The organism is Pseudomonas sp. B14(2022), from assembly GCF_012030485.1.
Taxonomy (GTDB): domain Bacteria; phylum Pseudomonadota; class Gammaproteobacteria; order Pseudomonadales; family Pseudomonadaceae; genus Aquipseudomonas.
Map to the genome: position 1 here is coordinate 668811 of NZ_JAAUVM010000001.1, position 14383 is coordinate 683193.

A 14383-nucleotide genomic window follows, 5' to 3' on the forward strand; every position below is an offset into this window, starting at 1 on the left:
CTGCCAGGTTGGCTGACCTCGAATCCTCACGATGAAGGACGACACATGTTCGATCGCCTGATGCATGACTGCTGGCTGCGCGGTATCCGCATGTCCGCGAGCGAAGGCTGCCTGATGATTTCCACTGGCTTGCCTGAGGCCCTGAGTACCGAGCTGGAGCGTGAGCTGCAAGCGCGCAGTGCGGAAATCCTGGCCTGGTTGGCGCGCCACCCGGACTACTTCCAGGCGCGCCCGCTCAACGATAACGAGCAGGCCCTATGGTTCCTGCAGCGTATGGAGCCCGGCAGTTGCGCCTACAACATCGCCCTGGCCGGGCGTATCAGGCCGCAGTACCTCTGGGCGGATCTGCCGCATCGTCTGGAGCGGGCCTGGCAGACGGTGCAGCAGCGTTATCCGCACCTGTGCAGTGCCTATGTCGAGCGTGATGGCGAGTTGCTGCAGTGGGACAGCCGCCCGCAGCCCACCTCACTGCAATGCGAAATCTGGCAGGACGCGGATGCGGCCAGTGTGCAGCAACGTGTCATCGAGCTGGCCGACAAACCCTTCGATCTGGCTGCCGGTGAGATCAGCCGGCTGGTGCTGTTGAGCAACCAGTTGGGCGACCGTGTCGAGCACACGGTGCTGCTGGGCATCCACCATATCGCCTCCGACCTGACCACCTTCGACGTGCTGTTCAGTGAGCTGTTCTCCCTGGTCGATGGCGACGTGCTTACCTATGTCGACCCCGAGGCCTATCGCAACTGGTGCAGCGCGTTGTACCTGCGCAGCGAGGCGATCGAGGCCGAGGAACTGACCTGGTGGCAGGCGCAGCTGGCCGATGCGCCGACGTTGGAGCTGCCCACCGACTTCGCCCATGGCAGCACCCAGGGCTTCGAGGGCGGAGAGCTGTCGTTCCATTTTGGCGCGGACAACAGCGAGCGGCTGCTGGCGGTCGCCAAAAGCCTGGGAGTGACGCCCTACGTCTATTGGTTCTCACTGTTCCAGCAATTTCTCGGGGTGCTGTCCGGGCAGGATGATTTCGTTCTCGGTACGCCCAGTGGCTGGCGCCTGAAGCGCCAGCAGGCTGAACTGCCGGGCTATCTGGTCAACCCGTTGCCGGTGCGCTGCCGTTTGCGTCGTGACCTGTCCAGTGCTGAGTGGGCCAAGCAGGTGGCTGCCACTGTCCGGCAGACCTTGCGCCATCGTCACTATCCCTTCGCGCGCCTGGCCAAGCATCTGGATCTGCCGCGGCAGAGGGGCCGGGCACCGGTGTTCCAGCACATGTTCACGCTGAACAAGGAGCGTGACGTGCCGTTCGAGCGCTACATCGAGCGCATGATTGGCGAGCAGCGTGGTGCGGCCCACGAATTGAACCTGGTGATCATCGATGACCTGCCCGAATTCATCGGGCGCTGGCGTTACAGCAAGGCGCTGTATCGGCGCGAGAGCGTCGAGCGTTTTCAGGCGCAGTTCATTGCCCTGGTCATGGCGGCCATGGAGCAGCCGGACGTGCCGTTTGCCGAATTGGACTGGCTGCCTCTCGAGCAGCGTTCGCAATTGTCTGGCGAACGCCTGCCGGTACCGGAAGAGAGCGCCTGGAAGGCTTTTGCCAAACACTGCATGGAGAAGCCCCAGGCCATCGCGCTGGAGGATCAGCAGGGGCAATTGAGCTATGCCGAACTGGCCAGGGCCGTGGTCGCCCGTGGCGAGCGCCTGCACGGTTCGCTGAGTGCGAGCGGTGATAGGGTTGCCCTTTGCCTGCCGCGCAGCCGCGAACTGGTGATGCATATGCTCGCCGCCTGGCAGTGCGGCGCGACCTATCTGGCCCTCGACCCGCAGTGGCCCGAGTCGCGTCTGCAGGACATCTGCCTGGATGCAACGCCCAGGGTCTATGTGGGTGAGGGCGAACGGCCAAACTGGTTACCGACGCAGGTGCAGTGGCTGGCCGTGCCGGTCGAGGCGCTGTTCAGCGATGCGCCGCTGCGCACCAGCGTGCCGGCGGACTTGCCGGCCTACGTGGTCTACACCTCCGGCTCCAGCGGACGGCCCAAGGGCGTGGAGGTGACCCAGGGCAACCTTATTCACTATGCCAGCGCCTGCCTGGCACGCCTGCGCTTGAGCGCCGACGCCAGCCTGACGAGTCTGGCCAGTTGCGCCACGGATCTGGGCCACACCGCCTTGTTCGGCGCGCTGCTCAGCGGCCGGCGCTTGTGCCTGCTGGACGAAGCGCTGGCCTTCGATGCCGAGGCGCTGGCGGCGCTGCTCGGGCAGCAGCCCGTGGACATGCTGAAGATCGTGCCCTCGCACCTCAACGCCCTGCTGGTGGCCAGCGAGCCGCAGCGCCTGTTGCCGCGCCAGTGCCTGGTACTCGGTGGCGAAGCCCCGGGCGCCGATCTGCTGGCGCGGGTGCGCGCCCTAAGCCCGCAGCTGCGCATCGTCAACCACTACGGGCCCAGCGAAACCACGGTGGGCGTGCTGACCCACGACCTCGAAGGTGAGGGTGACGCACCGCTCGGACGCCCCCTGGGCAACGTGCGAGTCAGCGTGCGCGGGCCGGATGGCGCAGTGCTGCCGGCTGGCGTCAGCGGCGAGTTGTATATCGAGGGCGCGACCGTGGCGCGTGGCTACCTGAGTGCCAGCGAGGCCGATCGGGCGCGCTTCGGTGCACTGGGTTACCGCACGGGTGACCGGGTACGCCTCGATCATCTGGGGCGGGTGCTGTTCCTCGGGCGCCTGGACGAGCAAGTGAAGATTCGCGGCTACCGCGTCGAGCCTTCGGAAGTGGCAGCGCAATTGCGTGCACTGCCCCAGGTCGATGACGTGCGCGTGCTCAACGCACCGACGTCATTGACCGGCAACCGCCTGGTGGCCTTCCTGGTCGCCGCGCCGAGCGCACTGGCGGACATTCAGGCCGCGTTGCAGGCGCGCCTGCCGGACTACATGCAACCGGCGCAGTGGCATTGCCTGGAGGCGATGCCACTGCTGGCCAATGGCAAGGTCGATCGTCAGGCGTTGTTGAACCTGGCCGAGCAAGCGCCGCGTAATCTCGAAGCGCGTACCGAACAGCCGTTGAATGCACTGGAAAGCGCCTTGCTGGCGATCTGGCGTGAACTGCTGGGCAACCCGAACATCGGCCCGGACGACAACTTCTTCGCCCATGGCGGCGATTCGATTCTCGGCCTGCAGATCATTGCCCGCGCGCGCCAGCAACAGATCACCCTCACCCCCAAGCAACTGTTCGCGGAGCCAAGCGTGCGGGCGCTGGCGCGGGTGGCGCAGACGCCACAGCGCGCCAGGGTCGAGCGGCTGTTGGTGATTGCCCGGGAGATTCTGGAAAAGCCCGATCTGCAAGCCGACGACAACTTCTTCGCGGTCGGTGGCGACTCGATCCTCAGCCTGCAGATTATCGCCCGTGCCAAGCAGCAGGGCCTGCAGCTCAAGCCCAAGCAGGTCTTCGAGTTCCCTTCGGTCAGCGGCTGGGCCGAGCAGGCTGTGGACCTCGCCAGTGTGGCCGAGCACGCCAAGGTCGATAACGCCGAGCCGAGCGCCGCTTTCGCCCTGACGCCGATCCAGGCCTGGTTCTTCGACCAGCGGCAGACCACGCCACAGTATTGGAACCAGTCCCTGTTGCTGGCCGTTCACCAGCCGCTGGAACCGGCGCGTTTGGCCCAGGCACTGGCGATCCTGTTGCAGCGTCACAGCAGCCTGCGGTTGATCTTCGAGCAGAGCGGGCAGGGCTGGCAGCAACGCTATCAGCCGCTGTCGGCGGCGATGGCCGACACGCTGCTGCAGGTGGTCGAACAGCCGCTGGACGACGCGCTGCTGCAGCAGTGGCAGCAGGGATGGCAACTGGATCGAGCCCCTTTGATCCGCTGGGTGTATTTCACCGGCAGCGAGCATCTGCTGTGCACGGCGCACCACCTGCTGGTCGATGCGGTGTCCTGGCAGGTGCTGCTTGAGGAGCTGGAAAGCCTGTACCACGACCCGCAGGCTTCGTTGCCGGTGGTTTCCACCCGCTTTGATCGCTGGAGCGAGGCCTTGCAGCGTCATCGCCAGGCCCCCGAGGTGCTGGCCCAGCGCGACTACTGGCAGACGCAGTTGGCCGAGGAGGGCGAGGTAGCCCGAGATGTCAGCCTGTATGGCGAAAGCCGCACGCTGGAAACGAAACTGTCCCTCGAGAAAACCGAATTGTTGCTGGGCGACTGCCATGGGGCCTACAGCACCCAGGTGCAGGATCTGCTGGTCGCGGCACTGGCTGGCGCGATCGGCCAATGGCTGGGGCGCGAGCAGGTCACCCTGGAGATGGAGAGCCACGGTCGCAGTGGCTGGGAGCAGGGCCCGGATCTGTCGCGGTCGGTGGGTTGGCACACCAGCCGCTACCCGTTGGCCGTGCGTGCCGCCGAACAGCCGGAGGAGGCGATCATCGCCGCCAAGGAGGCATTGCGCCGCGTACCGGAGCAGGGCATCGGCTACGGCCTGCTGCGCCTCGATCCACAGCACGGGCTTGGTGCCGCTTCGCTGCTTACCTTCAACTACCTGGGACGGGTCGACCAGTGGCTGGGTGGTTCGCGCCTGTGGCGCCTGGCGCAGCCGCTGTGCCCGGCCATGCGCGCCCCCGACACCCGCCGCACCCATCTGCTCGACGTGACTGCCCTGGTCGACCAAGGCCAGTTGCACATCGAATGGCGCTACGCCCCGCACGTGCATGACCAGGCCCTGATCGGCGCACTGGCGCAGCAGTTCCAGCAGGGTATCGAAGCCCTGCTCGAACACTGCCTGGCCCCCGAGGTTGGTCGCGCCACCGCTGCCGACTTCGCCGACTCGGGGCTTTCCGACGACGAATTCCTCGGTCTGCTCGAGCAACTGCAATGAGCACCCCCGGCGCCCCTACATCCCCAGCCCATGGCAAGGAGACCCTCGGCATGAACGATAAGGTCAAAGCACTTTCCCGCAATATCGAGGCCATCTATCCCCTGGCTCCCATGCAGCAGGGGTTGCTGTTTCACAGCCTGATGCACCCGGGCAAGGGCATGTACCTGTTGCAGTACCGCCATGTGATGGTGCTGCCGCAACTCGATCTGCAGGCGTTCCGCCAGGCCTGGGCACAGGTGGTGGAGCGCCACGAGCTGCTGCGCACCTCCTTCGTCTGGAAGCAGCAGAAGCGGCCGATGCAGGTGGTGCACAAGCAGGTCGAACTGCCGATCAGCTATGAGGACTGGTCGGATATCGACGAGGCCGAGCAGCAGGCGCGTCTGGAGCATCTGCTGGCCGAGGAGCGTCGCGAGGGGCTGGATTTCACCCAGGCACCGCTGATGCGTGTGCGCCTGTTCAAGCTGGCCCCGGACACCTACCAGTTCGTGCGCAGCTATCACCACATCCTCATGGATGCCTGGTGCTTCTCCATCATCATGATGGACTTTCTCGACGGTTACCGCGCCGCGCGTGAAGGGCGGCGTCTGGAGCTGCCCAAGCCACGCCCGTACCGCGACTTCATCCGCTGGCTGGAGCAGCAGAAGCCTGAGGATCATCAGACCTTCTGGCAGCAGCGCCTGGCCGGCTTCGACACCCCCACCGAGTTCGGTTTCGGCCACCCTGGCCGCGTGATCGATGCGCCGGAGCCGGTGGAGGATTGCGTCGAGCACCTCAGCGTCGAGCAGACGCAGGGCCTGCAGCAGGCCGCCAGCGGTCTGGGCATCACCCTCAACACCCTGGTGCAGGGTGCCTGGGCCTTGGTGCTGGCGCGCTACAGCGGCAATCGTGACCTGCTGTTCGGCGTCACCGTGGCCGGGCGCCCGGTGCACATGCAGGGCATGGAGAGCATCGTCGGGCTGTTTATCAACAGCCTGCCGCTGCGCTGGAGCTGGCAACCGCAGCAGTCCCTCGGTGCCTGGCTCAAGGCCTTGCAGGCCGAGAACCTGAGCCTGCGCGAACATGAAAGCGTGTCGCTGGCGCAGATCCAGAGCTGGAGTGAGGTACAGCGCCAGGATCTGTTCCAGAGCCTGTTCGTCTTCGAGAACGCGCCGATCTCCGCCAGCCTGCGCCAGGGCCAGTTGGACTACCTGATCAGCGACATGGCCAACCGCACCCACACCAACTATCCGGTTACCGTGGTGATCGTGCCCGGCGAGCGCCTGCACCTGCAATTGACCTACCAGACCGACTGGTTCCTGCGCGAGGAAGTCGAGCAGATGCTGCGCCACTTCCGCACGCTGCTGCTGAACATGGGCGACAGCCTGGTCAGCGAGGCGGATATCCCGCTGCAACGCATCGCCATGCTCGATGCGGCGGAGATCGCCCAACAGCATGCCTGGGCCAGCGGTGACCTGGCGCCGGACGCGGCGCAACTGCAGCCGCTGTACGTCGAGCGCCTGCAACAGCAGGTGCGTCGCACCCCCGAGCGAATCGCCGTGGTGCATGGCGAGCGCAGCCTGAGCTTCGATCAGTTGAACCGGGAGGCCAACCGACTGGCCCGTCATCTGCGCGCCAATGGCGTGCAGGACGGCGACCTGCTGGCGTTGCTCGATGAGCGTGGCCTCGACCTGGTGGTGATGATCCTCGCCACACTCAAGGCTGGCGCCGGCTGGCTGCCACTGGACCCGCGCAATCCGTCGCAACGCCTGGCCCAAGTGCTCACCCAGAGCCGTTCGCCGCTGCTGCTGCATGGCGTGGAGCAGGGTGAGCTGGCACAGCAGGCGCTGCAGCAGATGGCGCAGCCGCCGGCGGCGATCCGCTACGAGCCAGCGGCCCTGAGCGGCTACAGCGATGCTGACCTGGACATTCCCGTGCATGGCCTGTCGCTGGCCTACTGCATCTTCACCTCGGGCTCCACCGGCACGCCCAAGGGGGCGATGGTGGCCCACGCCGGCATGCTCAACAACATGCTTGGCAAGTTGCCGGGCCTGGGCCTGAATGAAGATGACGTGATCGCCCAGAGCGCGCCGCAGTGCTTCGACATCTCCGTCTGGCAGACCCTCGCCGGCCTGGTGCTGGGGGCGCGCACGGTGATTCTCGGCGACTGCGTGATGCAGAACCCCGAGGCCCTGGCCGAGGCCATCGCTCGCCATGGCGTGAGCATTCTCGAAGCGGTGCCGTCGCTGATGCAGAGCCTGCTCGAGGCAGGCCTGGAGCGCACCGCACTGCGCTGGGTATTGGCCACTGGCGAGGCGCTGCCACCGGCGCTGGCGCGGCGCTGGTTCGAGCGCTACCCCGGCATCCCGCTGATGAACGCCTACGGGCCGGCCGAATGCTCCGACGACGTGGCCTTCCATCCGCTCACCGAGCGCCTGGCCCAGGCGCGCAGCAGTGTGCCGATTGGTCGCGCCACTCTGAACAACCGTCTGTACCTGCTCGATACTGAATTGCAACCGGTGCCGCGCGGTGCGGTGGGTGAAATCTTCGTCGCCGGCGTGGGGGTTGGCCGTGGCTATATGGCCGACCCGGCACGCACTGCGGCGGTGTTTTTGCCCGACCCCATCGCCAACGACGGCAGCCGCCTGTATCGCACCGGCGATCTGGCCCGTTTCCTGGCCAATGGCGAGCTGGAGTACGTCGGTCGTACCGACCACCAGGTGAAGATTCGCGGCCACCGTATCGAGCTGGACGAGATCGAAGCCTGCCTGACCCGTTACCCCGGCGTGCGTGAAGCGGTGCTGCTGGCCCGTGACGACCAGCAGCGCGCCAAGGTGCTGGTCGCCTACCTGGTGGCCGAGCCGCAGCCCTCCATTGAGGCGCTGCGCGAGTTCGTTGCCGCCAACCTGCCGCCCTACATGTTGCCCAGCGCTTTCATGCTGCTCGAGCGCATGCCGCTCAACGCCAACGGCAAGATCGACCGCAAGGCCCTGCCGGCGCCCGACTTCGCCGCGCAGAGCGAGGCGCGCTACGTGGCGCCACGCAGTGAGCTGCAAGCGCAGTTGGCCGAAGCCTGGCAGGGCGTGCTGGGGCTCGCGCGGGTCGGCATTCATGATCACTTCTTCGAGCTGGGCGGGCATTCGCTGCTGGCCACGCAACTGATCGGCCAGATCGGCAAGCTTAGCGGCAAGGAACTGCCCCTACGCGTGGTCTTCGAGCGCCCGACCATCGCCACCATGGCCGAGTGGCTGGAGCAACAACAGACCGGCGAGAAAACCACGCCGATGCGCCTGCCGCGCCCGCAGACCCTGCCGCTGTCGTTCGCCCAGCAGCGCCTGTGGTTCCTCCAGCAACTGCAGCCGCAAAGCCCGGCCTACAACCTGGCCGGCGCGGTGCGCCTGAGCGGCGACCTGCATGTCGCTGACCTGCAGGCAGCTTTGCAGGCCCTGGTCGATCAGCACGAAGTCCTGCGTACCCGTTTCGTCAGCGACGGCGGTGAGCCGTCGCAGCTCATTCTCGCCAAGGCCGAGCTGGCCTTGCCGCTGATCGAGGTGGCCAGTGAGGCGCAGCTGCACGACCTGCTGCGCCAGGACGCGATGACTCCGTTTGCCCTGGACAGCGCGCCGCTGCTGCGTGCCTGCCTGTATCGCCTCGGGCCGCAGGCGCACGTGCTGGCGCTCAATTGCCACCATATCGTCGCCGATGGCTGGTCGCTGCAACTGATCATCGACGGTCTTTGCAGCCATTACCGCGAGCTGCGCCAGGGGCGTAAACCGGCGTTGGCCGAGGCGCCGATGCAGTACGCCGACTATGCCCTGTGGCAACGCCAGTGGATGGACAGCGCCGCCTGCCAGGACGAGCTTGCCTACTGGCGCGAGCAGTTGTCCGGCGAATTGCCGGTGCTTGAACTGGCCGCGGACTTCCCCCGGCCGGCCCATGCCAGCCAGGCCGGCGGGCGCGTCGAGCAACGCCTGCCGGATGCGCTGGCGGCGCGCCTGCGGGCATTCAGCGCGAGCCACGGCTGGAGCAACTTCATCCCCATGCTCTGCGCCTTCCAGCTGCTGCTGCGCAGCCGCAGCGGCGAGCACGACATCCTCGTCGGGGTGCCGGCCGCCAACCGCCATCACGCGGCGTTGCAGCCGCTGGTGGGCTGCTTCGTCAATACACTGGTCTATCGCCAGAAGCTCTCCGGCACGACCAGCCTGCTGCAACTGATGCGCGAGTTACAGGCGCTGTCCGTGGCGGTGCAGTCGCATCAGGACCTGCCTTTCGACTACCTGATCGAACAGCTCGGCGTGGCCCGCCAGGTCAGCTACAACCCGTTGTTCCAGGCCATGTTCAACTACTTCCCGGGCCATGCCCTGGAGCGTTTCGAGCTGACCGAGCTGATCGCCGAGCCGCTCGACAATCGCCCGGACAGCGCCCTGTGCGACCTGCATCTGGACGTGCGCGACAGCGAACACGGCATCGCCCTGAGCCTGCAGTACAGCAGCGAGCTGTTCCGCGAGCAGACCGCGCAGGCCATGCTCGAGCAGTATCTGGCGCTGCTCGATGCCGTGCTCGAACAACCGCAGCAGGTACTGGGCGAACTCGCCTGGCAGCCCGAGCAGCGCGCGCTGGCGCGCTTGCACGGTGAGACTGTGGAGGGCCGGGAAGACATCCTGCAGGCCTTTGCACGGCAGGTCGCCGGGCAGCCTGAAGCCATCGCCGTGCAGGCCGGCGAACGGCACCTGAGCTATGCCGAACTGAACCAGGCGGCCGAACGCCTGGCCGCTGCCTTGCAGGCCCGTGGCGTCGGCGCCGAGGATCGTGTGGCCCTGCGCCTGCCGCGCGATGCGCGGCTGCCCATGGCCATGCTAGCCATTCTCAAGGCTGGCGCCGCCTACGTGCCGCTGGCCGAGGATACCCCTGCCGAGCGCGGCCGTTACATCCTTGCCCATGCGCAGCCGCGGTTGTGCCTGACCAATGCCGAGTCCCTGGCGGAACTGGCCGAGTGGGGCAGTGCCGGCGAACTGCTGGATATCGATGCGCTGACCACCCCCGAGCCCTACCGCGCACCGAGCGTGCATCCTGCCCAGCTCGCCTACGTGCTCTATACCTCGGGTTCCACCGGCCAGCCCAAGGGCGTGGCCATCGCCCGTGGCAACCTGATGAACCTCATGCTCGGCGTGCAGCAGGTGCTGCCATTGACGGCGCAGGACAGGGTGCTGGCGCTGACCACAGCGACCTTCGATATCGCCATCGTCGAGCTGCTGCTGCCGCTGAGTCGCGGGGCCAGCATCTTGCTCGCCGACCGTGAGCAGGCACGCGACCCGCAAGTCCTCGACCGCCTGATCAAGGCCGGCCAGCCGACGGTGATGCAGGCCACCCCTGCCACCTGGCGCATGTTGGTGGCGCACACCGGGGGCAGTTGGCAGGGCGTGCGCGCCATTTCCGGTGGCGAGGCCCTGCCGTGCGCGCTGGCCGAGGCCATGGAGCAGCGTGGTGCCCAGGTGATCAACGGTTATGGGCCGACCGAGGCCACCGTCTACAGCACCTTCGAGCCGCGTCAGGGCGAGAGCGGCGGGGTGGAGGTGCCGATCGGCCGGCCGGTGGTCAATACCGCCGCCTATGTGCTGGACGCCGACTTGCAACCCGTGGCGCCGGGCGTTTCCGGCGAGCTGTACCTGGCGGGTGCCAACCTGGGACGTGGCTATTTCGCCGCACCTGCCCTGAGCGCGGCGAGCTTCCTGCCCGATCCTTTCGTGCCGGGGGCGCGCATGTACCGCACCGGCGACCGCGTGCGGCGCAACGCCCAAGGCAGCCTGGACTACCAGGGGCGCCTGGATTTCCAGGTCAAGCTGCGTGGCTTCCGTATCGAGCTGGGCGAGATCGAAGCCCTGCTGGCGCGGCTTACCGGGGTGCGGGAAGCGGCCGTGGTGCTGCTCGGCAGCGGCGACAGCGCGCGCCTGGTGGCTTACTACTCGGTCACGCAGGCGGCGGGTGCTGACCTGGGCGACGCCGCGCTACGCGTGCAACTGGCGCAGCACCTGCCGGATTATATGCTGCCGAGCCAGTTCGTGCGTCTCGACAGCTTGCCGCTGAGCCCCAGTGGCAAGGTCGAGCGCAAGGCGCTGCCGGCTCCAATCCAACATGAAGGTCAGCGCGACGGCGAGTTGAGCAAACCCTGGGAGGCGCAACTGGCCGAACTGTGGTGCGAGCTGCTCGGTTGCAACGCGGTTGGCGCAGGCGACAATTTCTTCGCCCTCGGCGGCCATTCGCTGCTGGCGGCACGGCTGGTGGCGCGCATCGCCGAGCGCTACGAGCGGCAACTGCCGCTGCGCAGCGTGTTCGAGTGCCCGACCCTGGGTGAACTGGCGGCCAGCCTGGCCACTGCCGAGGGCGCAGGCGAGAGCATCCTGCGGCCATTCGGCGAGGCGCCGGCGCCGCTGCACTTCACCCAGCAGCGGCTGTGGTTCCTCGACCGCTTGCAGGGCGACACCCAGGCCTACCACCTGTCACTGGCCATGCACCTGCACGGTACTCTGCAAGCCGATGTACTGGAACGCGCTCTGGCACAACTGGTGGAGCGCCAGCACAGCCTGCGTAGCGTGTTCAGCGAGACGCAAGCAGGCGCGCGGCAGCAAGTCGTGCAGTTGCACGGCACGCTGCTCAGCGTCGAGCCCTTGCAGCAGGATGTACATTCGCCGGCCTTCGCCCGCACCTTGAGCGAGGAAGCGCAGCGCGCCTTCGACCTGAGCGCGACGCCGCTGTGGCGGGTGCGGCTGTATCAGGGCGAAGGGCAGAGCGTGCTGCAGGCCACCTTGCACCACATCATCGCTGACGCCCGCTCGCTGGAGATATTCTTCGATGAACTGCAACGTCTTTACCAGGCCGAGCTGAGCGCCACCCAGGCGGCGTTGGCGCCGCTGCCGCTGCAGTTCGGCGATGTCGCCGCCAGTTGGCAGACCCCTGCCGGGCAGGCACGTATCGAAGCGCAGTTGGACTATTGGCGGCAGGCCCTGGCCGGCGAACCGCCGGTGCTGGACCTGCCCACCGACCTGCCACGTCCTGCCGAGCAGGGCTACCACGGGCGGCGCCTGCGTTTCGAGCTGCCCGTCGAGTTGGTCGAACGCCTGCGTAGCACCGCGCAGCGCCATGGCCTGACCGTCTTCGCGCCCCTGCTGGCAGCATGGAAAGTGCTGCTGGCCAGGCATTCGGGGCAGCGCGAGCTGTGGATCGGCCTGCCGGTGGCGCAGCGTCAGCAGGCGCACACCGACAACCTCATCGGTTATTTCGCCAGCACCCAGGTGCTGCGCAGCCTGATCGACCCACTGCAATCTGTGGCGTCGTTCTGGCAGGCGTTGCAAGCCACCCACCTGACCGCGCAGCAGCACGGCGACGTGCCTTTCGAGCGGCTGGTGGAGGCTTTGCAGGTACGCCGCGATCTCAGCCATACGCCGCTGTTCCAGGCGCTGTTCAACCTGATCCAGCGCGATGACGTGGCGGCGGTCGGCCAGGGTTTTGCCGGCCTGCCGGCGCAGCGCCTGAATGTCGAGAGCGACAGCGCCCTGGTCGACATCGGCCTGCATATCGAGCAGCACGGCAGCGCCTGGCACTGCGTGCTGGAGTACAACACCGAGCTGTTCGTCGCCAGCACCATGCAACGCTACGCCGACGAGTACTGTCACCTGCTCGACGGCATGCTGGCGCGGCCCGAGGCGCGGCTGTGGGATATCGACCTGGCGAATGCCGATCATGCCCTGACACGTCGCACGTGGAACCTGCCAGCGCATGCGCTGAGCGAGACACAGGATCTGATCGCGCGCTTCGAGCGCCAGGCCCTGCGCACCCCGGATGCGCTGGCCGTGGATTGCCAGGAGCAACGCTACAGCTATGCCCAGCTCAATGCCCTGAGCAACCGCCTGGCCCACTGGCTGCGTGCCCAGGGTGTCGGCTGCGACGATCTGGTCGCGCTGTGCATGACCCGTGGCCCCTGGCTGCTGCCCAGCATCCTGGCGATCCACAAGGCGGGCGCGGCCTACTTGCCGCTGGATCCGCAGCAACCGGGCGAACGGCTGCGCTTCATCATCGAGCATGCGCGGCCGCAACTGGTGCTCAGCGAGCAGGCCTGCGCCGACGTGCTCGGCAGTGTCGACAGCCTGGCCGTCGACCACCTGCCGCTGGACGAACAGCCGGCGCACGACCTTGCATTACCGGTGGCGCCGCTGCAGCGGGCCTACGTGATCTACACCTCGGGCTCCACCGGCACGCCGAAGGGCGTACAGGTTACCCGCGGCAATCTGAGCAACCTGCTTGCCGGCCTCGACCGCCAGTTGCCGTTGACGGCCGAGGACGTCTGGCTGGCCAGCACCACCTACGCCTTCGATATGTGCAAGCCGGAGCTGTTCCTGCCGCTGCTCAAGGGCGCGGCCATTCTCCTGGCGCGTCGCGAGCAGGTGGTCGATGGCCACCGCCTGTTCGATCTGCTGCGCCGTGCCACGGTGTTCCAGGCCACCCCAGCCGGCTGGCAGATCCTGCTGGAAACCGGGCGTGACGACTGGCCGGCCCTGCGCGGCCTGATCGGAGGCGAAGCTGTGCCGGCCGAACTGGTGAGTGTGCTGCAGGCCAAGGGGGTGAGGCTGATCAACGCCTATGGGCCGACGGAAACCACCGTCTGGTCGACCACCCAAGCGCTGCGCGAAGTGCCGGCCGGCGTGGCCGATATCGGCCTGCCGCTGCTCAACACCCGTTGTTACGTGCTCGACGAATGCCTGCGGCCAGTGCCGCTGGGCAGCACCGGCGAGCTGTATCTCGCCGGCAGCGGGGTGACCCGTGGTTACCAGCGGGCGCCGGCGATCACCGCAGCGGCGTACCTGCCCGATCCGTTCGCCAGCGAGCCTGGCAGCCGCATGTACCGCACCGGCGACCTGGTGCGCCGACGCAGCGATGGGCGCCTGGCCTACGTCGGCCGTGCCGATTTCCAGGTCAAGGTGCGTGGTTTCCGCATCGAGCCGGGGGAGATCGAATCGCTGCTGCGTCGTTACCCCGGCGTGGAAGAGGCGGTGGTCATGGTCGATGCGCGCAGCTACAGCCTGTTCGCCTGGCTGCAGGCCGCGAGCCCGGTCGACGAGGTGGCGCTGCGCCGTCATCTGGAAAGCCTGCTGCCGGCCTACATGGTGCCGGCCGGCTTCATCCAGGTGCAGCGTTTCGCCCTTAATGCCAACGGCAAGATCGACCGCAAGGCCCTGCCGGCGCCGCAAGCGCAGGCCGAGCAAGGCGTGGCGCCGCGTACGGCTCTGGAGTGCGAACTGGCCGAGCTGTGGCAGGAGCTACTCGATCTGCCGCAGGTCGGCGTGCTCACCAGCTTCTTCGAACTCGGTGGCCATTCGCTGCTGGCGATGCGCCTGATGACCCGGGTGGAGAGCCGCTTCGGCGTCAAGGTCGAGCTGCGCAGCCTGTTCCACAACCCGACCATTGCCGGCCTGGCCGAACAGATCGAAAACCCGCAGCGGCCTTCGACCGACCAGGCACTGGATGAGATGCAGCGTTTGCTGGCAGAGATGGAAGACTGAAG

The 14383-nt window shown here is 67.1% G+C and carries 2 protein-coding genes; both read left to right on the forward strand.

The features are described 5' to 3' along the window. The first annotated feature begins 45 nt into the window (after positions 1-45). On the forward strand, positions 46-4851 hold the full coding sequence (locus HCF10_RS03180) for a non-ribosomal peptide synthetase (protein ID WP_167654856.1): 4806 nt from the start codon (positions 46-48) through the stop codon (positions 4849-4851). A gap of 50 nt (positions 4852-4901) precedes the next feature. Further along, positions 4902-14381: a non-ribosomal peptide synthetase gene (locus tag HCF10_RS03185; RefSeq protein ID WP_167654857.1), complete on the forward strand. Its 9480-nt coding sequence runs from the start codon at positions 4902-4904 to the stop codon at positions 14379-14381. Positions 14382-14383: the final 2 nt, after the last annotated feature.

What these genes read in the sequence shown, in the direction of transcription:
- HCF10_RS03180 (WP_167654856.1), top strand. Translation starts at nt 46, where the DNA reads ATGTTCGATCGCCTGATGCATGACTGCTGGCTGCGCGGTATCCGCATG.
- HCF10_RS03185 (WP_167654857.1), top strand. Translation starts at nt 4,902, where the DNA reads ATGAACGATAAGGTCAAAGCACTTTCCCGCAATATCGAGGCCATCTAT.